Source organism: Helicobacter sp. MIT 03-1614, from assembly GCF_000762925.2.
GTDB classification, from domain to species: Bacteria; Campylobacterota; Campylobacteria; order Campylobacterales; family Helicobacteraceae; genus Helicobacter_C; species Helicobacter_C hepaticus.
In genome coordinates this window covers 46,165-72,737 of the sequence record NZ_JRMS02000002.1, presented here as the reverse complement: position 1 = coordinate 72,737, position 26,573 = coordinate 46,165, and the positions used below count along the sequence as shown (strand labels likewise).

Below are 26,573 nucleotides of genomic sequence, written 5' to 3'. Positions count from 1 at the left end.
AAGCTAAAATTTAACTATAAAGTGTGAAAAATTTGCCAAATTACCTCATAATGTAGCCGAAATAAAACATTTTTAAGGTAGAATCCACATACTTTAGTTAGTGAAATTTTAAAGGAGGTTTACAAATGGCATTGGTTACCCCTCGCACATTAAGCGGTTTTAAAGATAGGTTGCCAAAAGAGGCGCTTGCAAAAGCACATTTACTTAATAAAGTGAGCAATGTATTTATGAATTTTGGTTTCGTGCCTATTGAAACACCGCATTTAGAGTATGCTGATGTGCTTATTAAACAGGGTAGCGATGAAATACAAAAGGAACTCTATCGTTTTAAAGATCACGGTGGGCGCGATGTAGCATTGAGATTTGATTTAACCGTGCCTTTAGCTCGTTTTGTATCACAATATAAAAATGAAGTAGGATTGCCTTTTAAACGATATGCGATTGGAAATGTATTTCGTGGAGAGCGAGCACAAAGAGGAAGGTATAGAGAATTCACACAATGTGATTTTGACTTTATTGGGAGTGATAGTATCTCGTGTGATGCTGAAATTTTACAAGTCATTTATGCCTCATTGATGAAACTTGGCATCGAGGAATTTACTATTTGGCTTAATCATCGTAGCATTCTAAATGGTATTTGCGAATATTGCGGTATTACACAAGAAAAAGATATAAATGTGGCTTTGCGTATTATTGATAAGCTTGATAAAATTGGTAAAGAGCGTGTAAGTGAGGAGTTACAAAAGGAATTGGGTTTAAATAATAATCAAGTAGAGAATCTCTTAGAATACACTTCAATTAAGCAACAAGGTGAGAGTGAAAGCTTTTTTAGACAAATTTCATTTATGGAAGAATGGAATGATTCTATTAAAAAAGGCATTGAGGATTTAAAAATGCTTTATGAAGTGCTTTCATCTTTGCAAATGGATAGAGATACTTATCGTGTTAATTTTTCAATTGCTCGTGGATTAGGGTATTATACAGGCATTGTATATGAAACAACTCTGAATGCCTTAAAAAGCATAGGGAGCGTATGTTCTGGCGGAAGATATGATAATCTTACGCGCACTTTTTCTAAAGAAAAAATGAGTGGTGTTGGCGCGAGTATTGGTATTGATAGGCTTTTAGCAGCACTTGAGGAGCTTGAGCTCTTACAAAAAAGAGCGACATCTGCTCGCGCGCTTATTGTGTGTATGGATAGACTATATTTTGGATATGCTCATTTACTTGCAGAATCTTTTCGTTGTAGTGAGATTCCCATTGAAGTGTATCCAGAAGCTTCCAAACTTAAAAAACAATTTACTTATGCTCATTTGAAAGGATATGAGTTTGTAGTTGTCATTGGAGAGAATGAGTTTAATACAAAAACTCTCACACTTAAAAATATGACTTCAGGTGTGCAAATAGATAGCATAAGCTTTCTTAAAGCTCTTGCACTTATTCAGGAGGAGTAAAATGAATTTAGAGCAAAATAAATTAAAAACACAAAGGAGCAGTATGAGAGGCATTATAGAATCTAGTCAATGGGATTTAACTCCACTTTTTAAGACAAAAGAGCAACTTGAGCGATTTATGTCAAGCCATTTGCGCCGTGCTAAAAAATTTGCCAAAAGCTATGAAGGGCAACTTAAAAATATTAAACCAAATGAATTTGCTGATGTGATAAAAGAGTATGAACAGATTCTTGAAGGTTTTGGACGCATAATGACCTATGTTTTTTTGTGTTTTGCAAAAGATACTACACAAGGGGATTTGTATGCTAAATATGAAATGCAAACTACACAAATACAGAATCTTGTGCTCTTTTTTGAGATTGAATTTTGTAAGCTTCCTGAGACGCATAGGAAAGAGGTTATACAACATACACCACAATATGCGTATTTTTTGGAAAAGATTATCGAACAAGATACTTATCAACTTTCTTTGGCAGAGGAAAAAGTGCTTTTAGCAACTTCACCCGTTGGTGTAGGAGCATTCTCAAGACTTTTTGATGAGCATTTAGCACAATTTCGTTTTGAGCCGCTTAAGAAAGAAAATAAAAAATCAAATAAGGGTAAAAAGTCTCATAAATTGAGTGAGGAGGAAATTTTGAGTTTGCTTCATCATTCAAAACGCAGTGTGCGTAAATATGCTCAAAAGGTTTTTAGTAAAAAACTCAAAAAATCCCGTCATCTTTTGAGTTATGTTCTTAATATGGTGCGAAAAGACCTTAGTATTACAACAACATTGCGTGGCTATAAACTTCCTGAATCTTTCCGTCATATTAATAATGGTGCAACACAAAAAAGCGTAGATAAACTCATTGATATTGTAAGTGCGCATTATGGTATTGTGGCTGATTATTATCGTGTCAAAGCTTCTTTACTTGGTATAAATGAACTGCAAGATTATGATCGTTACGCGCCTCTTGACACTCATACATACGAAATATCCTATAACGAAGCTATCAAACTTGTTTTGAAAGCATTTGAAAATTTTAGCAAGGAATTCAAAGATATTGCTTTAAAAGCATTAAAAAAAGGGTGGGTAGATTCTCACCCTACACCTAACAAACGTGGTGGAGCTTTTAGCCACGGAAGTGTGCCTAGTGCGCACCCTTATGTGTTGCTTAATTATACAAACTCACGCCGTGATGCTTTTACGATTGCGCACGAATTTGGACATATGATACATCAGGAGCTTTCTAAAACGCAGGGCTATCTTAATATGGATACACCGCTTACAACAGCAGAGACCGCATCTGTTTTTGCTGAAATGTTACTTTTTGATATGCTTAAAACAACATTGGATAAACAAGAGCTTATAAGCTTATATGCAGGAAAACTAGAAGATATTTTTTCTACGCTTTTTCGTCAAATTGTAATGACACACTTTGAGCGTAGAATCCACGCTCAAAGTGAAGAGCTTAAGCCTGAAGTATTTGATAAAATATGGCGCGAAGAAAATGAACGTATGTTTGGAGATAGCCTAAAATTAACTAAGAATTATGATGGCTGGTGGTGTTACATCCCGCATTTTGTGCACTCACCTTTTTATTGTTATGCTTATAGTTATGGGCAATTACTTGTATTAGCGCTTTTTGGTTTGTATAAATCTCAAAAAACACCTCGTATGAGAGCAAAATTTATCCAAAAATATACAGATTTTCTTTCACTTGGCGGAAGTAAAAGCCCTAAAGATTTGATTGCTTCATTTGGTTTTAACCTTGAGAGTGATAAATTTTGGCTTATAGGTATGGCTGAAGTGCAAAAAATGCTTGAGGAGTTTAAGGAGTTGGTCAATGCACAAAATTCTCTTTCATCCACATTTTAAGTTAATTGTAGATACTTACGCTAAAGATACTTTAATGTTTCTTGTTCAAGAGGGGATAAATTTTAATCTTTTATGTGATATAAAGCGCACAAATTTTTCTCCATTGTTGCCCGAGAATATTAGCAACACTTTTAATGATATTACACTTTTTGTGCTTGCTGGCTACACTTTTGAGAGTATTGAACTTAGGAATGAACATATTACTTTTGAGGCAGGTTTTGGTAATGAAAATATTGGCAGTTTGGTGAGTATTCCGTATAGCGGTATTGTGCAGATATTACTTCACGATAACGATTTATTGCGTGAGATTCCATTATTTACTAATGTAAGCCACCCTTGCTTTTATAATCTTTCTCCAGAGGAATTAGAGCAAATTACTTTTGTGCAGCAAGAAGGCTTAGAGCAATCAAACCTAGCATTTGCTTCTAGCTTACAAAATAGTAGATTTTTTAAAAAATAATTAACCTTTTAAGGGAGAGTGTAAATGAAATATGTTAAGATTATTGTCATACATCTTAAAAACTTTAGAAAAAGGGGGTGTTATGGACAAAGTGCATCTTGAAGCTTTTACTTTTGAGGCAGGCGTAGATTATTTGCCTTATTATAAAAAATTTGTATTTCACTTTAATCAAAGCCAAACACTTAAAGATATACTCCACTTTCTTAAAAGTGAAATAGAGGGTTATGGTTGCGATACAAGTGCTTTGGCATTGCGTATCAATGGTATAGCAGTTTTTGAAGACATTGATATTATTGAGCTTATACAGCAATTTGGGGAACAATGGCAAATTGAACCTCTTAGCACTTATTATGCTTCTAAGGACTTGCTTTTTGATAGACAAATGTTGTGGAAACGATATGAATCATTTTTCGTATGGGCAGAATTTTTGAGTGTCGAAGAGAAGGAAGAGTTTGAAAAATATCTTGCTCTTAATTTAATTACCCCTATGAGAAATGATACATATTTAGGTGATGGCTTTTTTTTATATCTTAAATGGATTTTCTCGCGTCATCCAGATAGAATTAAAGCTATTCGTGAGTGGATTCTTGATAAACAAAGTGGCATATTAAATTTTGTAAGTCTTGCAGATATGGTATATCCACGTGCAAATGCGATTGATGAGGAAATATGGGAGATTATGAGAAATATTGTATTTTCTTCAGAATCTAAGCAATGGAAGCATTTGCATACACTTAAAGTTCAAAAATAAAGGGTAGGGGTAAAGCAATGAAATATATTATTTATGATAAATATGAGAATGCACAAGCATTACTCTGCAGCGCCAAGGAGCTTTTTACCCAACTTAAGCTAGAAGTGCTCACTCTTAATACACCATTAGCTGATTGTGGAGGATATTGGGCACGATTAGTGCAAAAAGATGATTTGATACGCAATGTTGCTTATAATTTAGCTTTAGCAAATGCTGCTGATGCGACACTTGTTTTTTTAGAAGAAGATGCGTATGCCAATGCTCTTTATGCTAAAATGATTATAGAATCTAATGCGAAGATTATGCGTCAAATTGAGACAGAATACCTCCATAAGTTCAACTTGCTCTATGATAGTAAGGTGCAGATGAGTTATTTACCTGATTTGCTTAATGGGTGTGATGTAAATGCATTGGTTTGTAAAAAATTTACGACATTTTCATCTGTAATACTTCGTGGTGCGTATCAAGCGCATTTGCCCAAAAGCACTAATCATAGAATCTATGAACAAATTGATTTAAAATTTATTGATACGCCCATTTGCTATCAATATTATGCACATTTACTTAATATTAATCCACAGAGTGCAATTTATAATAGTGCAAAGCTTTTTTTTGATTTAGCAGATTTGGGCATAGATTTTATCTTGAGTCATTCACTTAGTCAATTCAATATACTTGATGTGCAGCGCACACAGCTTTGTAAAGCATATAATCGTGATAATATCGCCTTGCCTATTCTTTTTTTGCCTCAAATTTTGCTTTTAGCATTTGGTGAAAAAGATAAAACTAAGCTTGGTTTTGCACATCATAAACAAAAGGTGGAGTTGATATAAATGCAAGTATTTCTTAAATTGCTTTTTGCAGCAATTGTTGGTTCAACTTGGTATCATTTTGGTGGTGGCGATGCAGCAATGGCATTGATATTTTTCTTTGTTATTTTAGGTGTGCTTTTTATGAAGCCTATTCGCTATCAAGACCCCAAAAGACGAGAGGAATATATGCAAAGAATCCGTGATAGTAGAGAGCGTAAAATTGCACTTGAAAATGAACGTTTAGAGGAGTTAAGGCGTCTTAAAAAAAATGCGCTTGAGCAAGAGGAAAAGCTTAAAAAAGATTTTGAACAACGGATTAATAAACGTTAAACTAAATTTTTGTTACAATAATATTTAAATTACATAAAAAGGGATAGATTCACAATGGAAATCGTGTTATTACTTATTGCTGGAGTGGTGGTGTATTTTCTCTACAATACCTTACAAGAATACCTTAAAAATCCGCTTCATCAGAATCCACAATTTAATACAAATCGTATAGATAATACTCCAATAGATTTTAAAAATCCTTATCAAGAAATGACGCATATTGACAAAGTAAAATCAAGTGAATTTGGAGTATTAGCCGCAATTTTAGGGCGCGTAGTATGGAGTGATGAGAAGATGTGCCCACTTGAAGAACAACTTGTTGATGAAATGCTTACAGATATGGCACAAGAAGCAAAGAATCCAAAGATGAGCAAGGAAGAATTAAAAGACATATTGATGGAGCAAAAATCTTCAAATATTGCCCTTGAAGAGTTATGTGATGAATATGTGTTGCTTACAAAAGGCGAGTATAAAAAACGTTTAAAAGTGGTAGAATTTTTATTTGTCATTGCCTATGCCGATGGCTCTCTTGCAGAAAGTGAGCGTGATTGTATTATTGATATTGCAGCATTATTTGAAATCTCTAATGAGGATTTTAATGTCATTTTTGAACAATTTGAACAAGAATATGCTAAAGAAATATCAATGAATGAAGAAAAAGCAAAAGAAATTTTTGATATAAAAGATGAAAATATAACAAAGGAGAGTTTAACGCACAAATACAATGAACTTATTAAAAGTGCTAAGCAAAATATTTTTGATAATAAAAACATCAATAAAAGTTTTCATAATACCTCGCTTATACGTATTAAGGAGATTGATGGGGCTTATACCTTGCTTTTAGAATCTTTATCTAGGAATGCCTCTTTAGTAGAAGATACTAAAGAAATAGAAAAAATCACCGAAAAAGGGGATAAAGCGCACAAAGGTTGGGATTTTTAGGAATAAAGTTTGCTTTAATTTTGTAATCTTAATGGAGGATTCAAATGGATATTACAAAAATTAATCATAATGGTGGCGTGCAAGGTATGCTTGCTAATATCTATAATGTTGAAAATCAGCCAAGAAATGCAAATGAAAGCAAAGAAAGTGAACAAAAGCTTAATGGCGTAGATAGTGTGCACAATAAAGATAAAAGCATACAATCTTTGCAATCCGTAGATATTACTAGACGTATAGAGGATAGGTTTTCTCCTTCTCAAGAGCTTAAAAAAGCTCACGAGATTGGTGGAGATCTTGAGGGTGGCTTTAGGGATAAAACTTCATTTGAGAATCTCTCCGATACCTTAAGAAAAGAAGGTTTGATTAATAGCAATGAAAAAGTAGCTATGGATTATTTAAAAAATCATTCATCAAAAGTGAGCTTTGATGAATTTGACAAAATTGCAGCAAATGATGACCATAGCAAAGAAATGCAAGGATTGATAGATTCTGTGATTAATAAGATGAAGTTTGTTGATAATGTCAATGGCGGGATTTTTTAATCCCTTTTTAATTTTCCTTATAAAGGAGAATGTTGCCGCTAAAATCTTGTAGTTGCGCACTTATATTTTCAAGATAAAAAATTGCGAAATTAGGGTGAGCAGGATTATTGTCAAAACTTTGAGCTATACGTTTATATTTAGCCATTAATGCTTCTTTTGCATCAAGATGATTAACAATATGTGCATCGCCCCTAATGCGCAATGAAAGAATATCTGGTGTGCTAATACAAATTTCCACTCCTGAGTGTTGTTCAATATGTTTATAAAGATTTTTATTTTTAGAAGTGCCAAAGTAAAGCTTGCCATTATGAACAATATAGGAGCTTATGGGACGCACTCTTGGGTTTCCACAAGTGCCTTTAGTAGCAAGATAAAAGACACCTAAAGCAAGAATCTTATCAATTTGTGTGACTGTAAATTTTCCCATTTTAAAACCTATTTTATTACTGCTAAAGCTTTTTCATAGTCTGGTTCTTGTGTGATTTCTTCACAAATCTCTGTATAAATCACTTTTCCTTGAGGGTCAATTATGAGCACTGCACGAGTAAGTAATCCTACAAGCGGAGAGGATTGCAAAAGTAAGCCATAAGCTTTGCCAAAATCTTTTGTTACAAAATCACTCAAAGGAGTAAGATTCTCTATCCCTTCAGTGCTGCAGAATCTCCCTTGTGCAAAGGGTAAATCCATTGAAACTACATATACATTCGTATTTTGTAATGTAGCAGCCTCTTGGTTAAAACGTCTTGTTTGTGTTGCACACACACCTGTATCAAGACTTGGAACCACATTAATGATTTGATATTTTCCGCTTGCACCGCCTATTTGCACTTGTGAGAGGTCTTTCGCAGTAAGTTTGATTTGCGGAGCATCATCGCCGACTTTAATTGTATTTGCGCTTAATTGCGCTGGAGTACCTTTAAATTTTACTTCCATTTTTATTCCTTTTTATTATTTAATATATCTTTTGATACAATCAGGCATTCTAACCAAAGGGAGTTAATTGATTACTAAGCATTATTTACTTGATACTTCTATTATTCTTGATGATACGCAAAATATCATTTTTTTGTGGCAAAATGCACAAAATGAACTTTTTATATCCGATGTTGTTATTGAAGAGCTTGATAAAAAGAAAGATTTACAGAATGAAACAGGCTTCTTTGCGCGTGAGTTTTTTCGGTGCATTAATAGTGATGGCGCGGATAATGAAGGGCTTTTGCAGAAAATAGTAACTAATACAACTCTTATGCACGTAGCTAAAGATAATAATGATTTCACCCAAACTCTCATTTTCAAATATGAGAATTTTTCCGTTCCTTTGACGCTGATTTATCGCTCAAAATATAAACTTTTGCCACAAGAGCATAGCTATAACGATTCTAAACTCATTGAAATTGCACGAGATTATGGCTTGGTTCTTTTAAGTAATGATATTTCGCTCAAAGTGCGTGCCCAAGCACAGGGTATTCCTGCACAATCACTTTTTCGTGATAGAGTTGAAAATCCAAGTGATATTGATTTTTGGGTGTCTTTTGAGATACATAAAGATACGCCTTTGACGCATTTAAAAGATAATAAAAAATTTCAGAATCTTACACAATGGAGTCTTATCCAAATTGATGAAGTGGATAATACAGATAATTCATTGTATAAAACAGGTAAGAAAATCTTTGGAATTAAGGTAGGAGAAGCATTTGAAGAACTCAATCTTGATGAGATTCTTAAAAATCACCAACCCTATATTATGCCTATTAATCTTGAGCAAAAAATGTTTTATGCACTTCTTACTCACCCGCAAAATAATCTCACTATTGCCACAGGCTCAACAGGAAGTGGAAAAACACTCATAGCTCTTCAAGCGGGCATTACTCTTGTCAAAAATGGTATAGTTGATGGTATTATCTATATGCGTAATACCATTACCGCAAATGACAAAGAAGCGGAGCTTGGTTATCGTAAAGGAGATGAGAATCAAAAGCTTGGATATTTTATGTATCCACTTTATGGTGCTATAAATTTCACTATTGACAAACTCCAAGAAAGCTCACTTGCTAAACGCATTGAATATCGTGGCGAAGTCAATGGCATACAAAAGCAAGATGCAACTGAATATTTCCTCCAAAAACACAAAATTGAAATAGTAGATATTGCTCACGCACGAGGAATTAGTATTGGCAATAAGTTTGTCATTTTTGATGAAGTGCAAAATGCTTCAAATGCTACAATTAAACTTATTGGCACTCGTATAGGTGAGGGGAGTAAGATTGTATTTTTAGGAGATTGGGCACAGATTGACCACCCATATTTAAGCAAGTTTCGCAATGGTGCATTAAGCTTGCTTACTAAAGCGCTTAAAGATAATTTTATTGCTGGCATTCATTTACATCAAACTATACGAAGTGATGTAGCAAGTTGGTTTGGAGAAAATTTTTGAAAAATTCACTTTATAGAATCTGTCTCATTTTACTCATATATGTGATAGGAATGTATGGGGCGCGTCCAATGATTAATGATGATGCACGCGTGGTAGATAAACATTCCTGTCAGCTTGAAACTTGGGGAGTATATAATGGTAAAATAGGCGAGTATTGGATATTGCCCGGTTGTAATTTATTTTTTGATGTGGAAATAAGTATGGGTGGTATGTTTAGTAATGCACCTATTGATGAGAGATTAGCCGATGAGAGCTTTGGCGGTCGTCAGTTTGTAACAGGGGCAAAGAAAGTTTTTAAAGATGTGGAATCTGATGGATATAGTTTTGGTTTAGCATTGGGTAATGCTTATAATTTTAAACGTTCTAAACACCGGAATGAATATTATATGTATATTCCTATAAGTGCGGCTTTTTTTGATAATACTTTGCTTTTGCATTCTAATCTTGGCTATAAGCTTAAGCGTAATAATGGAGATAGGCAAATTTATAATATTGGTTTAGGTTTAGAGCAGCAAATTACTCAAAGATTATGGATTTTAGGAGAGTTTTTTTATGAGCGATTTGATACGCCAAAATATCAATTAGGACTTAGAGTATGGTTATTACAAGATAGAATCCAGCTTGATGGCACTTATGGAAATGCTTTTTTAGGTAAAGAAAGTTGGGTATCTTTAGGATTACGATTTTTAGCTCCACCGATGTTTTAATTATATAGAATCTACACATAAGGATTAAAATGAAAATAAAACCTCTGTTATGTTTAATTATTATTGTTTTTTATGGCGGTTGTGCTTTGAGTGTGCCAAAATCTCCTTTATATAATGTGCAAGTGGGAAGTTTTAGTAGTGTAGAGAATGCTGGGCGATTGGTGGATTCTCTTAATCAAAAAGGACTTGATGCATTTTTATTTAAAGAAGCTGGAATGTATAAAGTGCGCTTTGGGAATTATCAAAGTTTTGAAGATGCAAAAATAAGAGCACAAGAGTATCAAAAACAAGGGCTCATTAATGAGTTTTTTATTGTTTCTCCACAAGTTTATGCACTCAAAACATCTAAGCGCAAAAAATCAAATGATATTAGAGATGACATTGTAGAGAGTGCTCATCAATATCTTGGTGTGCCATATAAATGGGGAGGCACTTCAGAATCTGGATTTGATTGCAGTGGGCTGACACGTGCAATTTATCGTCTTAATGGTATTTCTCTTCCGCGCGCTTCATATGAGCAATACAATGATGGAAGCTCTGTTGCAAAATCTAAGCTTCAAAAGGGTGATTTGGTATTTTTTACCACAAATAGAAGTAAAAGAATAAATCACGTTGGTGTTTATATTGGTAACAATGAGTTTATTCACGCTCCAAGTAAAGGGAAAGTAGTAAGTAAGGCGCGATTAGATTCAGCTTATTGGAACAAAACTTATAAAGGTGCAAGGAGTTATTTTTAATTTGTTTGTAAAAGCCATTTGCAAGTTTTTACTTGGGATTTCATAATATTTTTATAAATTTAATGCTACTCTATGGTATTTACTAAATAAGGAGATGAAATGAAATTTCTTCGCTACTTTGAATATGCTTTTGCAATGCCTAAAAGGCTCAAAAAAGTTTATGATAAGCTCAATGCTCAAGATAAAAATTTTAATTCTTTTAATATTTTGCTTTCTGCTCAAATGGTGGCTCATATGGATAATCCTAATGTATTGTTAGAATTATCAAAGGCTTTTATTAGTCCAAAGATATTACATAATACTGAAAATGCCCTAAAATACTTTTCTCTCATAAGACCGCTTCGCCATTCTTCTTTTCAATTTGTGCGTGTAGGCGGACAAGCTGATGGTGGTTATTGTTTATTATGCCCCCCCCCCCGTTAAAGGCAATTCTCTCCCAAAATGTGTTTCATTAGGTGTATCTGATTATTCTCCGTTTGATTTAGAAATGGCAGATATGGGTTATGAAGTGCTAGAATATGATGCGAGTATCAAAACTTCTCCTTATCCCAATCACCCAAACATAAAATTTTTTAAAAAGTTTGTAGGTGCTGTGGAATCTCACGATACTACTACACTTATGCAGATTATCAATGAAAATAAATTTGATAAAAATGCACATAATATATTGCAATGTGATATTGAAGATGCCGAATGGGAATTGCTTGAAAATATTGACATAAGCCTTCTTGCAAAATATTTTCCTCAAATACTTTTTGAATTTCATAATTGTAACCCTGATAATGAAGTATTTACACAAAGGCGACTAGCCGTATTAGCAAAATTAAACGAATATTATTGTCCTATCCATACGCATTTTAATCATAATGGAGGACTTTTATTTGCTAAAAATCTACTTTTTTCTCCTCTTATTGAAATTTCGTATTTGCGGAAAGATTTGATACCAAATGATGCGCAACCATTAAGGGGAAGCGCAACACTTGTGGGTTTGGATTATCCTAATATTCCACATTATCCTGATATTCCTGTAGTATCTAAATAATGACTTAAGTATTCAAAGGGCACTAGGGTTCTTTAATAAAGGGATACATTTGCACCCTTTATTAATGTATTTATTTTTTTAGTGATTTTTCCACTTCCACGACTTTTTGCCAAGTGGCAATAACAGAATCGGGATTAAGTGAAATAGAGCTAATACCCTCTTTAACAAGGAATTCAGTAACTTCGGGATAATCACTCGGAGCTTGCCCACAGATACCAATGTATTTATTATGGCGCTTACAAGATTCTATGGCTTTTTTAAACATCGCAAACATTGCAGGATTACGTTCATCAAAGATATGACTTACAAGCTGTCCATCTCTATCTACACCGAGTGTAAGCTGGGTTAAATCATTTGAGCCGATTGAGAATCCATCAAACATACTTAAGAAATCATCAGCTAAAATGACATTTACAGGCAATTCGCACATAACATAAATTTCTAAATCATTTTTGCCAGATTCTAATCCATTACGCCGCATAATTTCAAGCACCTTTTTTCCTTCTTCAGGTGTGCGCAAAAATGGAATCATTACTTTCATATTAGTTAATCCCATTTCGTTACGCACCATTGCGAGAGCTTGACATTCCCATTCAAAGGCTATACGATATTGCTCGGAATAATACCTGCTTGCCCCACGATAGCCAAGCATTGGATTCTCTTCGTGTGGTTCATATCCCATTCCACCGAGCATACCACGATATTCATTTGATTTAAAATCACTTGTGCGCACTATAACAGGATTAGGATAGAAGGCTGAACAAATCATACCGATACCTTCAGCAATTTTCTTTGTAAAAAAATCTTTTGGATTCTCATAGCCAGATATTATTTTTTCAATTTCTGATTTTTCTTTCAAGCCTTTAGTATTGCCATTTTGAATATCAAGGAGAGCAAGGGGGTGTGCTTTAATCTGATTAAGAATAATAAGCTCCATACGTGCTAAACCTACGCCGTGATTTGGAATCTGTGAGAAACTAAAGGCTTTTTCAGGGTTGCCCACATTCATATAAATTTTAGTTTTTGGATTCCCAAGATTATTGAGTTCAATGGTTTCAATTTCATATTCGTGAATACCATCATAGATATATCCCTCTTCTCCCTCTGCACAAGAAATAGTTACTTCCATACCACTATAAAGCCTATCAGTTGCACCAATAGCCCCCACAATTGCAGGCACACCTATTTCTCTAGCAACAATCGCTGCGTGGCAAGTGCGCCCACCACGATTAGTAATAACTGCAGCAGCTTTTTTCATTGCTGGCTCCCAATCTGGGTCAGTATTATCAGTTACGAGAATCTCACCCTCTTTGAAGCTATCCATATGTTCTATGTCATTGATAATACGCACTTTTCCTGAACCTATTTTACCACCTATTGCCTTTCCTACAAGGATAATTTCTTTTTTGACTTCGGGATTGACAAACTTAAATTTTTCTAACTTTTGCCCATCACTTTTTTTGCTCTTTTGGCTTTGAACGGTTTCTGGGCGGGCTTGGACGATGAAAATTTCGCCACTATCACCATCTTTTGCCCATTCCATATCCATAGGGCGATATTCTCCTGCTTCTTTTGTATAATGCTCTTCAATTTTTATTGCATAACGTGCAAGCGTAAGAATATCTGTATCAGTAATAGAAAAGGTTTTCATTTCGCGTTGAGTTGTTTTAATATTTTTTGTAGGGTGTTCGCTTCCACGTGGTGCATAAACCATTTTTTGATGTTTGTGTCCGAGCTGACGTTTAATAATAGGACGTTTTCCTTCTTTAAGCGTAGGTTTAAATACATAAAATTCATCAGGATTGACCGTGCCACCCACTACATTTTCACCAAGCCCCCAAGATGAAGTAATAAACACTGCATCTTTAAAGCCTGTTTCTGTATCAATACTAAACATTACCCCAGCACTTCCTTTATCTGCTCGCACCATTTTTTGCACTCCCACAGAGAGAGCAACTTTAAAGTGGTCAAACCCTCTTGAAGCACGATAACTTACCGCTCTATCAGTAAAGAGTGAAGCAAGGCAAGATTTGATGTAGTGTATAAGCTCTGTTTTGCCTTTCACATTTAAATAAGTATCTTGTTGTCCTGCAAAACTCGCATCAGGTAGATCTTCAGCTGTTGCAGAGCTGCGCACTGCCACATCAGCTTCTTTCATACCATATTCTCCACTCAAAATTTCATATGCTTGAAAAATCTCTTTGCGCAAATCATCAGGAAATGGTGTGCCGAAGATGAGCTCACGGATTTTTTTAGAACGTGTTTTAAGCACATCTATTTCGGTTACATCAACACCATCAAGCAAATCAATAATTTTCTCTCTAATGCTACCAGAATCTAAGAGATACCAATATGCCTCACTTGTGATGGCAAAACCATTAGGGACTTTAATACCCTCACTCACAAGTTCTTGAAACATTTCGCCTATACTTGCATTTTTACCGCCTACAATCGGCACATCTTTATTGTTGAGCTCTTTAAAAAACTTAATATATTTCATACACTACACCTTCATTGTTGTTTTTAACTAGAGCGAATATTGTAGTTAATCAAAGTTTATCCCAAACTTAAAAAGTGTAACTCTTAAACAAAAGCGAAAAAAAGCATAAGTTGTGATAGAATCTACACTTTTTATTTATTTTTGCAATGATTGAGGTGGCAATGACAAATATTACACATCTTTTGGGTGAGATTAAAGACATTGATGAGACTCTAAAGGTTCATAAGCTTTCAAAGCAGGATTATGAGGAGATTCTTAAGATTTTAAAGCGTCCTCCAAACCTTATAGAATTAGGGATTTTTGCGGCAATGTGGAGTGAGCATTGTAGTTACAAATCAAGCAAAAAATATCTTAATGGATTCCCTACCAAAGCTCCTTGGGTTGTACAAGGACCAGGTGAAAATGCGGGCATAATTGATATTGGGGAAAATCTTTGTGCGGTCTTTAAGATAGAATCTCATAATCACCCAAGTTTCATTGAGCCTCACGCAGGGGCTGCTACTGGCGTAGGTGGGATTATGCGAGATATTTTTACAATGGGAGCACGTCCTGTGGCAAGCCTTAATTCTATTCGTTTTGGCGATATAAGCGATAATGGCACACTTGGCAAAAAACATCGTTACTTATTACGAGGCGTGGTAGAAGGCATAGGGAGTTATGGAAATTGTATGGGAGTGCCTACAATTGGCGGAGAAATGAGTTTTGAATCTTGCTATAATGGCAATATCTTAGTAAATGCATTTTGTTTAGGATTAGTCAAAAAAGATGAGATTTTTTATGGAAAAGCTGAAGGGATAGGGAATCCTGTTATTTATGTAGGGAGTAAGACAGGACGTGATGGGTTAGGTGGAGCAGTGATGAGCAGTGATAGTTTCAGCTCTACTTCAAAGGCTGTGCGTTCCGCGGTGCAAGTAGGCGACCCGTTTGCAGAAAAACTTTTGCTTGAAGCGTGTTTAGAGCTTTTCAAGCAAGATTTAATTGTTGGGATTCAAGATATGGGTGCAGCTGGGCTCACAAGCTCAAGTTTTGAAATGGCAGGTCGTAGTGGCAGCGGTATGACACTGTATCTTGATAAAGTGCCTATGCGCGAAGAAGGAATGAATCCTTATGAATTAATGCTAAGTGAATCTCAAGAGAGAATGCTTATTTGCGCTAAAAAAGGTTGTGAGCAACAGGTATTAGATATTTTTGCCAAATGGGAAGTGGATGCAGCAATTATTGGAGAAGTTACAAAAAGTGGCATTATGGAACTTTTTTGGTATGGAGAGAAATGTGCGGAGATTCCAATCGCGCAATTAAGCGAAAATGCTCCTATGCTTGATATGCCCTTACGCCCTGTTGCAGCGCAAACTCATAAAGCTAATCAACTTAAAACATCTCAAAGTGCACAAGAAATTTTTATAACTCTGCTTGGAAGCGTAGAGGTTGCAAATAAAAGATGGGTTTATAGCCAATATGATAGTAGTGTGCAAAGCAATACGATTACTCCTGCAGGAAGCGGTGATGCGAGTATGATACGTATAAAAGGCACAAATAGTGCATTGAGTATGAGTGTGGATTGCAATATGCGCTATTGTTACCTTGACCCCAAAAATGGTGCAAAGATTGCGGTAGCAACTTCAGGACGTAACTCCATAGTTAATGGTGCAAAGCCTTTGGCAATTAGTGATTGTCTGAATTTTGGCTCACCTCATAATCCTGAAGTGATGTGGGCATTCAAGGAAGTATGTGAAGGCATTAAAGAATCTTGTAAAGTATTAAATACTCCAGTAGTAAGCGGTAATGTTTCTTTACATAATCAAAGCGATGGCGTGGATATTTACCCTACACCCTCTATTGTAAGTGTGGGTTTGATAGATGATGTAAGTAAGGTAGTGTCTTCAACATTCCAAACACAGGGGAATATGCTCGTATTACTTGGCGAAATTAAAGCCGAGTTTGGTGGCTCTTTGGCACAAAAGATTTTGGAAGGACATATTTATGGGCAAATTCCAAGCATTGATTTAACACAAGAGTTTGCTTTATGGAATTTAATGCTTGAGGCGAGTGATGAATGTATGTTGAGTGCTGCAAAAGATATTGGTGAGGGGGGATTAGCTATTACTCTTGCAAAAATGGCATTAGGCAATGGCGAATGCCAACCCATAGGTTGTAATGTCCATACGCATTTACCCTCACAGCTACTTTTTGCACCTTCCCAAAGCTGTATCATTGTAGAAGTAGCAGGAGAGCATCTCAATACGCTAAAGCAAAAAGCAAAACAACATAAGATTGCTTTTACAGAAATTGGTTGTGTAGGAGGTGATATTTTTTGTGTTGATGAGATTAATATAAGCCTTGAAGAGATGAAAAAGCTTTATTTTGAGAGTTTTGAAAAGTTAATTGCTCAAGATTTGTGATTTTAAGGGAAATTGAGTAAAGTAAAAATGCAAACTTTTGTTTTAAAAACTGCATTCATTTATACATTTATATGCTTTGCTCTTGATATAGCCATTGCGGGTGGAAATGCTGTGATAAACCAAGAGCCAAACCCCTTTAGGTTCCCAAAAAATGGTGAATATTATTTAGAGCGCAATACGGAAGTTTTAGAATCTTACTTAGAGCAAGTCAAAAAGCAAACTTTAGAGAAAGATTATCCTCTTTATTCCTCACGCCCTGCGCGTCCTATTGTAGAATATAGTGCATATCGCACACTCTCACAGCAAGATAAAGAGTCTTTGCGCGGTGGCATTGTGCTTATAGGGGCTTTTATTAATGAATTTATTAAATATAGCCATTTGGGCGGTGTAGGCATTGGTGCGAAGCTTAAGCCAAATGATGAAGAAAAATTTTATCTTAATTTTGATGGGCGATATTTGACAGATATGGAATTTTTTGGCATAGGGCGCAAGATTTATGCTTACTGCGTATTGCCACGCTTTGATAAGTGCATTATGCTAGGCATTGGCGAGGAGTGGTAGGTAAATTATATGAGACTAAGCATTTATTTTTTTATGAACCAATAAAGACTTGATATTATGTGCGATAGAATCTAGCCTTACAGAGAGTGGCAAGGTGGTGTCTGTATCCCACAAAGCACTTATTACAGCGAACATATCTGCATTTTTTAGCAAATATATATTTTGAGTGCTAATGCCTCCAATGGCGCAAATAGGAATGTTTAAAATCGCTTTAGCAGATTCTAGAATCTCTAAGGGTGCAAGCGGGGCATTTGGTTTCGTAGGAGAGGCGAAAAATGCACCAAAAGCAATGTAATCCAGACCAAGAGATTCTAAATCTTTTGCCCTCTGCAAATCTGCGTAACTTGAAGCACCTAAAATTCCTTTGAATCTTTCTCTTGCTTGAGCGATTACCCCATCATCTTTGCCTAAATGCAAAGCAGGAGCGTTTAGTTTTAAGGCGAGATTTAATCTATCATTCATCACAAAAAGCGCATTATATTTCTCACACAATGCCATAAGCTCTTTTGCCTTAGGATAAAGCCAAGAATCACTATGGCTTTTATCACGCAACTGAAAGATTTTCACCCCTGCTTTGAGAGCGGATTCTAAACATTGAGGCAAAATCTCATAAGGAGTGAGAATCTCATCTGAAATCGCATAAATGCCTTGTAACTTAGGATTCATAACTTCTTATCCATTATACATATACATTTCCCAAATGGGTGCTTCAAACACATCAGGGATATTTTTAAGCACTTCAAAAGGCGTAAACCGCTCTTTGTAGCCCATACAATAATGGTCTTTTATCCAATAGCCCGGATAAAAGTATTTAAGCCCATTTTCTTTGCCAATTTGGATTTGTTTTAAAATATTGAGTGTGCCTAAGCTATGGTGTGCAAATGTGTGGTCATAGTAAAAATATACTGCTGTAATACTATCAAAAAGTGCATCAACAAGCCCCACACCCACAAGTTGAGAATCTATAAAATAAAGAATCTCATAGCCAAAGTCTTGGTGTCCTTCAACAAACATATCCATATAAGATTCTGGCGTGGTTGGAGTGTATTCCCAACCTTTTTTATCACGCATCACACGATGATAGCGATTATAAAGTTCTATGTGTGCTTGAGTTATAGTGGGTTTTTGTATGTAAATATCAATATTTTGAGCTTTTTTTAGCAATCTCTTGTGATTTCTGCTAAAAGTGAAATCATCAATTAAGGTGCGTATTGAAATGCAATCGGTGCAGCCTTCACACATAGGTGTAAAAAAATAATTGCCAAAGCGTCTCCAACCGCGTTCAAGTAGTCCATAATAAAAGCTTGGCGTTACATTTTGAATATGAAAATACCTAAAAATGCTTTGCTTAGAGTCTATATAGCTACACACTTTTTTTTCGGAGTAAAATTCAACTAATCTCATTTGATATGTTCGTAATTTTTCTTAAATGTGCTGACTTTGAGGAGATACCGCTTCCCTTCATCAGAGGGGAGTTTTGAACGCAGTGTATCATAGACTTTAGCAGATGAGAGTGCATTGATGCGATTAAAAGCTTGATTTTTGTCATTATGAAAAGTCCTTAACACACTTCCAGCTCCTGCATTATATGCGGTAATAACACAATATTCTTGACTTTGTTTATCTTTGACATTTGGCAAATAGCGATTAAAAAGTATGCTTAAATACGCTACGCCATATTCAATATTTGTTTCGGGATTAAAGAGCATTTTTTTTGTGGGCATACCTTTTTTACCATTGATAAGCTCATACGCATCAGCTCCTGCTGTGCTTGGGACCACTTGCATAAGCCCATAAGCTGGAGCTGCACTTACAGCGTAAGGATTGAAGTTAGATTCTGTTTGGATAATACCTAACACAAGAGCGGGAGAGATATTGTATTTACGAGCATATTTTTTTACAAGTTCCTCATATCTATGTTCATTTTTGCTTTGATAATCCCCAACCATTTGTAAATCCACATAACTTACTTTTTTTCCTTTGCTATCTTTGCGCGTTTTGAGCGTATTTTCAATAAGATATTTGGCATATCTCTCTGCTCGCCATTGTGTTAAAATATCCTCTCCCTCATTATCTTTTATTAATCCTGCAAGAAATGGCTTTCCATCAAAAGTAAAATCGTCATCAGAATATAAATCTATCTTGCTTGGGTCTTGAGGGAGCAAAAGAGTATGAGTAATAGCTCTTTCCAAAGATTTTGCGGGATTTTGTGTGTCAATGGTTTCTATACGAATAGCACCTGTGCTAAAATTAATACTTGCTTTAGACTTATAATGATTAGAGTATCTCACATAAGTTTGAGCACTGGGCAAACTGACATCTTCATTGCTCCATTGTTTAGCGACATTTCCACTAAGAGCATTAGTGACTTTGGTATATTGACGCTTAACTTCTTTTATATCGCGTAATAATGCCTTTTGGTCAGTGGAAATCCTAAGCTGATTGCCTGCTACTTGTTTTATCGCATAATGAGGGTCTTCGGTAATGGTGATTTGAGCATTGTTACCCAAAGCAGAGCAACCCCAAAAACTCCCCATACATATGATTGCTATAAGCATACATATAAATATATATGTAAATTTATATCTGCAAAAGTATAGAATCTTTAAAGAACAAAGAGTTTTCAAATAATGCCTTTGTTTAGATTTTGTTTTAAAGTGGGGATTGTATCGTAAAAAATTAAGATTCGCTAATCAATAAACAACGCAAAATGTGAAAATGTGATATACTTTGTGCATTAAATTTATTTGGATTTTTATAAAATTAAGGAATGTTATGGAAATCGTATTTGGTCCTGTGCATTCGCGGCGATTTGGACACTCACTTGGCGTTGATTTATCGCCTTATACAAAGCAGTGTAATTATGATTGTGTATATTGTGAATTACAAAAGGCAAAAAGCGTAGAATCTATGAATGCAGTAGTATCTGTTGATGAAGTGGTAAATGCCGTTCAAAGAGCTATTGTTGCGCATAAATGTGATGTTTTAACACTTACTGCAAATGGTGAACCAACGCTATATCCGTATTTAAAAGAGCTTATTAGCGCTCTTAAAGATATTATGCCAAATTCTATAAAACTACTCTTGCTTACAAATGGCTCGTTATTATGGCGAGATGATGTGCGCGAATGTCTTAAAAAGCTTGATATTGTTAAGTTTTCTTGTGATGCACTTGAAGAGAAAGCATTTAAACATATTGACCGCCCACATTCTAGTCTTTCTTTGGCAAAAATCAAAGAGGGCATAGTCCAATTTTGCAGTGAATTTAAAGGTGAGATTGTCGCTGAAGTGGTTTTTGTAAAAGACATAAATGATACGCACACCCAAGCCCAAGCTATTGCAGCCTTTCTCTCCACATTACCCATTCATCGTGTAGATATAGGAAGCATTGACCGCCCACCAGCTTATAAAGTAGAGGCTATAAGCGAAGAAAGCCTAGAATCCCTTGCTGCAAATTTTTATGCTTATCCACATCTCAATATTTCACTTCCAAAACGCACGCATAATAAAACACAGCAAAATTTTACTTTGCAATCTTATAGTACAAATGAGCTATTGGGACTTATTAAACGCCGTCCTCTAAGCACAATAGACGCACAAAAAATGTTAGATTCCAATACTTTAGCACTTTTATATAAACTCTGCCAAAAAGGCAAGCTAAAGCAGTGTAGAGTAGGAGAAAATGAATTTTATCAAGTTGTGGATTAAAGGTTAAAAGATTTCAGTTATAATATTTCCGCATTTGTCAGTGTTTAGATTTTTTAAACTTTTTAAAGAATCTAAAATTAGCAGGCAAACAACAAAATTAAGGAGAAAGTAAATGTTTGAATTACGTAAATTACCTTATGGTAAAAATGAGTTTAATGGTTTTATTAGCGAACAGACTTTTGAATATCATTATGGCAAGCATCACCAAACCTATGTGAATAACTTGAATAATCTCATTAAAGGGACAGAGTTTGAAAACGCAGAGCTTGGCGATATTATCCTCAAATCAAGTGGTGGTATTTTTAATAATGCAGCTCAAGTGTATAATCACGACTTTTATTGGGATTGCTTAAGCCCTAAAGAAAGTGCGCTAAGTGCGGAATTAAGTGCTGCTATTAATGCTGAATTTGGTTCATTAGATGTTTTCAAAGAAAAATTCCTTGCTTCAAGCACAACTCTTTTTGGTTCAGGTTGGAATTGGCTCGTATATAATACACAAAGTAAAAAGCTTGAAATTGTGCAAACAAGTAATGCAGCCACACCGGCTACGGATTCTAAAGTGCCGCTTTTGGTTGTTGATGTGTGGGAACACGCTTATTATATTGATCATAGAAATGCACGTCCTGCATATTTGGAAGCATTTTGGAAACATATTAATTGGGCATTTGTATCAAGAGCTTATGAATGGGCGCTTAAAGAAGGCTTACAATCATTTAAATTCTACATTAATGGGATTCACAAAAAATAATTCCTTTAATACTTTTCAATATTCGCGCGGCTTTATAAGCCTTTGTGCGAATATTGCTTCAATTATGCTATTATCTTACTCTTAATTATTTAAAAAAGCCAAAGGCACACAATGTTGCAACATCATATTAAAGACTTTATTAAAAAAGCTCTTGATGAAGATTTGGGCAGAGGAGATTTATACGCTCTTTTTGCAATCGATAAGGAAGTTCAAGCTTATATCATTGCTAAACAAGAGGGCGTATTTTCTGGGGAAATATATCTTAAAGCAATGCTTGAGCATTTTCAACTTGCCCTTGTATCATCATATTCAGATGGCGAATCCTTTGCAAAAGGCGCGATTTTATGTAATATAAAAGGAAGTCATATCCATATTTTACAGCTAGAACGTGTGTTACTCAATATTCTCGCTCATAGTAGCGGAATAGCTACTCTCACGGCTTCTTATGTGAGATTAATAAAGGATATGCACGTTAAACTTCTTGATACACGTAAAACCCGTCCATTGTTGCGCCAACTTGAAAAATATTCTATTGTTAATGGTGGGGGGCATAATCATCGTTTTGGGCTTGATAGTATGCTTATGTTAAAAGATACACATTTAGCTTATGCTGGGAATCTTAAAGAACTTATTAGCACCGCAAGAGAAAGATTGCCATTTATGTGTCCTATTGAAATAGAATGCGAAAATTACAAACAGGCAAAAGAGGCGATACAAGCCAAAGCAGATGTAATTATGTGCGATAATATGAGTATAGAGGAGATTAAAGAAGTAGTAGCATATCGCAATGCAAATGCACCTTATATTTGCATTGAAGCAAGTGGTAATATTAATCTTAAAAATATTGTGCAATATGCTTCTAGCGGTGTAGATGCTATTAGTGTAGGCTCACTTATTCATCAAGCTCAATGGCTTGATTTGAGCCTCAAAATTGAAGGCTAGGTTGTGATAAGATTTGATAGAGAATCATTTTTTATTCATACATTACAATCAGAGGGAATTACACAAGGAATAGGTGATGATTGTTGTGTGTTTTTTCCACAAGGACAATTTAATAAGTCTTATCGCTCACATAAAGCGCATATCAAAACACATTATTTGCAGACAGCTATCCATATAAATACTCATTCTAAAGTGCAACAAAAAGCAAATATTTCGCCTTTTGTTGTCGGTATGGATAGTTTTTGTGAAGGAGTGCATTTTCTTACACATTGGTTTACACCTTACCAACTTGCTTTTAAGGCTTTTTTGGTTAATTGTTCTGATATTATAGCGATGAATGCTACTCCTGCTTATGCAATGCTAAGTATTGGCTTACCTAAATATTGGACTAAAGTAGAGATTAAAGATTTTGTTCGAGGCGTGGGAGATTTTTGTCGTAAATATAATGTAAAACTTATCGGGGGCGATACCATTAGTTCTCAAAATTTACAGATTCATATTACTTTTTTTGGAATAGCTCATAAACACACGCTCTATCGTGATAAAATTCCTGCAGGTTCAGTGCTTTTTTATACTTGCGATAAATATCCACGGCATACTATCACTCAAAGTTATAAAGTGCTAAAAAACCTCCTTTACCAACCTAAAAATCGCATTTTATATCCCAAAGGCAGATTTTTAATGCCATATATTCGTAAAAACTTTGTGCATCATTGTGCACCATTTTTAAAAGGAGGTATGGATATTTCTGATGGAATCTTAAGTGAAATTACACGTCTTTGCACAATCAATCATCTTTATTTTAAGCCATCTATCCCTCTTTTTCGCCCACATATCAAGATGCTTTTACACAGCGGAGAAGAATATGAAATGCTCCTTGCTGTATCTCCCAAAGATATTTTAAGATTAAAGCGACAAGCACTAAGGCATAGAATCTTTGTGCGTGAAATCGGCACTCTCACGCATAGAGGAAGAATGTTACCACCTCGTAAGTATTGGCATTAAGGAGTAAAAAATGGTTATTGTCTTAGCTAGTGCAAACCAACATAAGATTTGTGAATTTCAAGCAATGCTTAAAAATGTGAAAGAAAAAGTAAAAGTTTATGCTTATGGAGAGCTTTTAGAAACTTTTGAGATAGCAGAAAATGGCAATAGTTTTAAGGAAAATGCTACGCTTAAGGTAAAAGCCATATATCAAGCTTTTTATACTCTTTCACAAAGCACAATGCAGGAAAACATACGCAATTTGTTTGCACAGCCTTTAGCTATTATAGCTGAAGATAGCGGTTTATGTGTTCCTGTGCTTAATGGAGAGCCGGGTATTTATAGTGCGAGATACGCACATCATAAACAATTTGCATCTATGCAATATAAAAACACAGATGAAGCAAATCTCTATTGTCTTCTGAATGCACTTACACATTGCGCTCCCACCCCCGCTTTTTTTGTCGCACATATTGCCCTTATCTTTATTAAACCTTATTTTTACACATATACGCTCCCACCATTAGAGCAATGTGTCATAGAGCATTTTGAAGGAATACTCAATGGTGAAGTGATAAATGAGATGCGCGGTAATGAGGGTTTTGGCTATGACCCACTTTTTATACCTGCTGAACATAATCCCCAATCTCTTACTTTAGCAGAGTTTGATATGAGCGCTAAAAATACCATATCTCATCGCAAGAAAGCCCTTAGTCAATGTATAAATAGACTTTTTGATAAGTCATAATTGTCCTTTATTTAAGCTCAAAGCAATTTCTTTTAGATAGAATCTTTCATCTAAATGTTAAATATAAGGAACTTACTTTTAATAACAATGAAACAATTTTTGCCTCTTTTACTTTTTATATTAAGTATCCTTTGTATTTTATGTGTGGGATTCTATCCTCAATTATGTGTGCTTCTTTATGTCGCTTTTATTGGGCAATTTATCGCACTTTTTATGCAAAGCTATGGAATTTTAAAAATAAAAAAACAAGCTATAATAAAGGCTTATTACAAGCAAGATTCTCTATTATATCGCTATTTTGGGCGATTTTTATTTGTGAAGGTAACCACTTTTTTTATTGCTCTTATTGGGAGTGTGCCGCTCTTTTTTATGCTTGTATTTCCTAGCGGTGGAGATATTTTAATTTTTTGTCTCCTTGTGCCTCTTAGCATATATAGCCTAAGAGTGATAAATTTTATTTGTAAAGCCAATATCAGCGCAGATTTTGCTCCCACAATTGCCAAAAAATATACGGCGATTTTTTGCGCACTTTTAGCGTGCATAGGTGAAATGTTCATTCATTCTTATGGAGATTCAATTTCTCATACGCTTGATATACAATCTCACTATCAAAGTCTTTTGCATAATTATGGTGTCTCCGAAATGGCTTGCCAATGGTGGCAGGAATTTTTTGGTTTTGTGCTTTTAAAAAAAGCTGTGCTTGATGTATTGTATCAAAGCGTAGCAGATACTTATTTGCATATTGGACTTAATCTGCTTTTTATATGTGGACATTTTGCCTCATTTGCAAGTTTTGCCTTGCTTTGCATAGGAAGCATATCGTGTAAAGAATCTGCTCCTTTAGGACAAGAGAATCTCCTTTCTGTAAAACAATTTTTTGCAATGCTTTTTTTCTTAATTTTTTTGTATATTGCTTTTAATATCAGCATTCATCTCCAGCCTTTAGCGAAATCCAATAAAGATCTTCCTACGCTTTTAAGCACACAACTTTTATCACACAATAATCAATATATTGAGCTAAGTATCCAAGGAGCACATACTTTTATCCATACCAAAGATTTGCTGTCTTTACATCAAAGATTTGAAGAAAATGTGAATGATTTTCAACAAAGCTTAAACTTCACAACACAAGAAAGTATAAATGAATATCTTGCTCAAAAAGAGCGTATTATTGATGAATATTCAAAATGGTATTTTAGTGTGCGTGGCGAATATACAAGGCTTTTTTATGCCGCCATTGGTAAAGGAGAAGACATTGCACAAGAACAATTCCTTTTTTTACTTAAATCTTATACGCCCTATGATTTGCAAGAGCATTTAAATGGTATATATGACACACATATTGAAAATCTTAAGCTTCGCTTGGAGCAGAGCTTTAGCTTTTTTACAACGCATAAAAAACCTTCTAATGCTACTATTTCCTTTGCTCTTTCATTTAAAGATATAAATGCACAAATTAGCTCACTCTCTCCTCGTGCTACTGATGGTGTAGCAGCTCTTTTAGGAGCAAGCGTAATAGGAGCGATGATTCTCAAAACTTCGGGCAAAGCACTTGCCAAATCTACTACCAAAGCTGTGAGCAAAAGCGTAGCAAAAAAGAGTTTATCAGGAGCAGTAGGAGCAGGGGGCTCAATAGTATGTGGCGTATTTGCACCCTTATGTGCAATTGGATTTTTTGTGGCAAGTGATTATGCTATAAATAGTGTTGATGAGATGATAAATGAAGATGAGTTTAAACGACAAATGCGTGAGGGATTTGATTTGTGGGAGCTTCAGCTAAAAAACAGCCTCATTAGTTATAATTCGCAACTTTCAAAGCAGATATTAGAAAAGCTTTCATTACAAGGCGATTCTCATATAGAATCTGCTCCTATAGAGAATAAAGAATGAAAGTGAATAAGAGGAGATAAAGGT

General features: G+C 35.1%; 27 protein-coding genes. 21 read left to right on the top strand and 6 right to left on the bottom strand.

What is annotated here, in order from left to right:
- The first annotated feature begins 131 nt into the window (after window positions 1–131).
- The 8 genes from hisS to LS66_RS01585 all read left to right on the top strand — a co-directional run bounded on the left by hisS (window position 132) and on the right by LS66_RS01585 (window position 7,149).
- Window positions 132–1,454, top strand: a complete 1,323-nt coding sequence (gene hisS / locus LS66_RS01620; RefSeq protein ID WP_193328826.1) for a histidine--tRNA ligase — start codon at window positions 132–134, stop codon at window positions 1,452–1,454.
- A 55-nt stretch (window positions 1,455–1,509) separates the two neighbouring features.
- Entirely contained in the window at window positions 1,510–3,312 is a 1,803-nt protein-coding gene (locus LS66_RS01615; RefSeq protein WP_201273642.1) for a M3 family oligoendopeptidase, read from the top strand.
- A complete protein-coding gene (locus LS66_RS01610; RefSeq protein WP_034366901.1) occupies window positions 3,281–3,772 on the top strand; it encodes a hypothetical protein in 492 nt (163 codons plus the stop codon). The genes LS66_RS01615 and LS66_RS01610 overlap by 32 nt, the downstream gene beginning before the upstream one ends.
- 82 nt (window positions 3,773–3,854) lie before the next feature.
- Window positions 3,855–4,523 carry a DUF5644 domain-containing protein gene (locus LS66_RS01605; protein ID WP_034366904.1) on the top strand — a complete coding sequence of 223 codons (669 nt, stop codon included), beginning with the start codon at window positions 3,855–3,857 and terminating at the stop codon, window positions 4,521–4,523.
- 17 nt (window positions 4,524–4,540) lie between these two features.
- Window positions 4,541–5,356: a hypothetical protein gene (locus tag LS66_RS01600; protein WP_034366906.1), complete on the top strand. Its 816-nt coding sequence runs from the start codon at window positions 4,541–4,543 to the stop codon at window positions 5,354–5,356.
- Window positions 5,357–5,665, top strand: coding sequence for a hypothetical protein (locus LS66_RS01595; RefSeq protein ID WP_011116653.1), 309 nt, complete (start codon window positions 5,357–5,359; stop codon window positions 5,663–5,665).
- Window positions 5,666–5,719: 54 nt separating this feature from the next.
- The gene (locus tag LS66_RS01590) at window positions 5,720–6,607 is read left to right on the top strand and encodes a TerB family tellurite resistance protein (protein ID WP_034366908.1); all 888 of its coding nucleotides are present in this window, start codon (window positions 5,720–5,722) and stop codon (window positions 6,605–6,607) included.
- 44 nt (window positions 6,608–6,651) lie between these two features.
- Window positions 6,652–7,149 carry a hypothetical protein gene (locus LS66_RS01585; protein ID WP_034366910.1) on the top strand — a complete coding sequence of 166 codons (498 nt, stop codon included), beginning with the start codon at window positions 6,652–6,654 and terminating at the stop codon, window positions 7,147–7,149.
- Window positions 7,150–7,156: 7 nt separating this feature from the next.
- On the opposite strand, the gene LS66_RS01580 is transcribed toward LS66_RS01585, so the two are convergent.
- Together LS66_RS01580 and tpx are read right to left on the bottom strand one after the other, a co-directional pair.
- Entirely contained in the window at window positions 7,157–7,576 is a 420-nt protein-coding gene (locus LS66_RS01580; protein WP_052057392.1) for a pyridoxamine 5'-phosphate oxidase family protein, read from the bottom strand.
- An 8-nt stretch (window positions 7,577–7,584) separates the two neighbouring features.
- Window positions 7,585–8,082: a thiol peroxidase gene (gene tpx, locus LS66_RS01575; protein WP_034366912.1), complete on the bottom strand. Its 498-nt coding sequence runs from the start codon at window positions 8,080–8,082 to the stop codon at window positions 7,585–7,587.
- A 67-nt stretch (window positions 8,083–8,149) separates the two neighbouring features.
- Between tpx and LS66_RS01570 the strand changes: the two genes are divergently transcribed.
- The 5 genes from LS66_RS01570 (at window position 8,150) to LS66_RS01550 (ending at window position 12,069) form a co-directional block, all read left to right on the top strand.
- Window positions 8,150–9,583, top strand: a complete 1,434-nt coding sequence (locus tag LS66_RS01570) for a PhoH family protein (RefSeq protein WP_011116658.1) — start codon at window positions 8,150–8,152, stop codon at window positions 9,581–9,583.
- A complete protein-coding gene (locus LS66_RS01565) occupies window positions 9,580–10,290 on the top strand; it encodes a hypothetical protein (RefSeq protein ID WP_034368011.1) in 711 nt (236 codons plus the stop codon). The genes LS66_RS01570 and LS66_RS01565 overlap by 4 nt, the downstream gene beginning before the upstream one ends.
- A gap of 29 nt (window positions 10,291–10,319) precedes the next feature.
- Window positions 10,320–11,027, top strand: a complete 708-nt coding sequence (locus tag LS66_RS01560) for an NlpC/P60 family protein (RefSeq protein ID WP_052057503.1) — start codon at window positions 10,320–10,322, stop codon at window positions 11,025–11,027.
- 99 nt (window positions 11,028–11,126) lie between these two features.
- Window positions 11,127–11,450, top strand: a complete 324-nt coding sequence (locus LS66_RS01555) for a hypothetical protein (protein ID WP_052057504.1) — start codon at window positions 11,127–11,129, stop codon at window positions 11,448–11,450.
- On the top strand, window positions 11,413–12,069 hold the full coding sequence (locus tag LS66_RS01550) for a hypothetical protein (protein ID WP_236096952.1): 657 nt from the start codon (window positions 11,413–11,415) through the stop codon (window positions 12,067–12,069). The genes LS66_RS01555 and LS66_RS01550 overlap by 38 nt, the downstream gene beginning before the upstream one ends.
- A gap of 70 nt (window positions 12,070–12,139) precedes the next feature.
- Here the strand turns inward: LS66_RS01550 and ppsA are convergent, their stop codons facing one another.
- Complete coding sequence (gene ppsA / locus LS66_RS01545) at window positions 12,140–14,569, bottom strand: pyruvate, water dikinase (RefSeq protein WP_011116663.1); 2,430 nt, start codon at window positions 14,567–14,569, stop codon at window positions 12,140–12,142.
- Window positions 14,570–14,730: 161 nt separating this feature from the next.
- Here ppsA and purL point away from each other — a divergent pair, with 161 nt between their 5' ends.
- Both purL and LS66_RS01535 read left to right on the top strand, forming a co-directional pair.
- Window positions 14,731–16,968, top strand: coding sequence for a phosphoribosylformylglycinamidine synthase subunit PurL (gene purL / locus LS66_RS01540; RefSeq protein ID WP_034368002.1), 2,238 nt, complete (start codon window positions 14,731–14,733; stop codon window positions 16,966–16,968).
- Between the two features lie 12 nt (window positions 16,969–16,980).
- Window positions 16,981–17,529, top strand: coding sequence for a hypothetical protein (locus tag LS66_RS01535; RefSeq protein ID WP_011116665.1), 549 nt, complete (start codon window positions 16,981–16,983; stop codon window positions 17,527–17,529).
- Between the two features lie 15 nt (window positions 17,530–17,544).
- Here the strand turns inward: LS66_RS01535 and thiE are convergent, their stop codons facing one another.
- Genes thiE through LS66_RS01520 form a run of 3 tightly spaced genes read right to left on the bottom strand, consistent with a single transcriptional unit; the run spans window position 17,545 to window position 20,066 of the window.
- Window positions 17,545–18,195 carry a thiamine phosphate synthase gene (thiE, locus tag LS66_RS01530; RefSeq protein ID WP_034368006.1) on the bottom strand — a complete coding sequence of 217 codons (651 nt, stop codon included), beginning with the start codon at window positions 18,193–18,195 and terminating at the stop codon, window positions 17,545–17,547.
- A 6-nt stretch (window positions 18,196–18,201) separates the two neighbouring features.
- A complete protein-coding gene (locus LS66_RS01525) occupies window positions 18,202–18,933 on the bottom strand; it encodes an arginyltransferase (protein ID WP_034368008.1) in 732 nt (243 codons plus the stop codon).
- Entirely contained in the window at window positions 18,930–20,066 is a 1,137-nt protein-coding gene (locus LS66_RS01520) for a murein transglycosylase domain-containing protein (RefSeq protein ID WP_236096951.1), read from the bottom strand. Before LS66_RS01520 ends, LS66_RS01525 begins: the two co-directional genes overlap by 4 nt.
- Before the next feature lie 238 nt (window positions 20,067–20,304).
- Between LS66_RS01520 and LS66_RS01515 the strand changes: the two genes are divergently transcribed.
- The 6 genes from LS66_RS01515 to LS66_RS01490 all read left to right on the top strand — a co-directional run bounded on the left by LS66_RS01515 (window position 20,305) and on the right by LS66_RS01490 (window position 26,549).
- On the top strand, window positions 20,305–21,237 hold the full coding sequence (locus LS66_RS01515) for a radical SAM protein (protein ID WP_011116670.1): 933 nt from the start codon (window positions 20,305–20,307) through the stop codon (window positions 21,235–21,237).
- Window positions 21,238–21,349: 112 nt separating this feature from the next.
- A complete protein-coding gene (locus LS66_RS01510) occupies window positions 21,350–21,985 on the top strand; it encodes a superoxide dismutase (RefSeq protein WP_011116671.1) in 636 nt (211 codons plus the stop codon).
- Between the two features lie 111 nt (window positions 21,986–22,096).
- Window positions 22,097–22,927, top strand: coding sequence for a carboxylating nicotinate-nucleotide diphosphorylase (gene nadC, locus LS66_RS01505; protein WP_034367588.1), 831 nt, complete (start codon window positions 22,097–22,099; stop codon window positions 22,925–22,927).
- Window positions 22,928–22,930: 3 nt separating this feature from the next.
- Window positions 22,931–23,932, top strand: coding sequence for a thiamine-phosphate kinase (locus LS66_RS01500; protein ID WP_034367591.1), 1,002 nt, complete (start codon window positions 22,931–22,933; stop codon window positions 23,930–23,932).
- A 10-nt stretch (window positions 23,933–23,942) separates the two neighbouring features.
- Window positions 23,943–24,659 carry a non-canonical purine NTP pyrophosphatase gene (locus tag LS66_RS01495; protein WP_034367594.1) on the top strand — a complete coding sequence of 239 codons (717 nt, stop codon included), beginning with the start codon at window positions 23,943–23,945 and terminating at the stop codon, window positions 24,657–24,659.
- 99 nt (window positions 24,660–24,758) lie between these two features.
- Window positions 24,759–26,549 (top strand): hypothetical protein, encoded by a 1,791-nt coding sequence (locus tag LS66_RS01490; protein WP_236096950.1) that lies wholly within the window; start codon window positions 24,759–24,761, stop codon window positions 26,547–26,549.
- The last annotated feature ends 24 nt before the right edge of the window (window positions 26,550–26,573 follow it).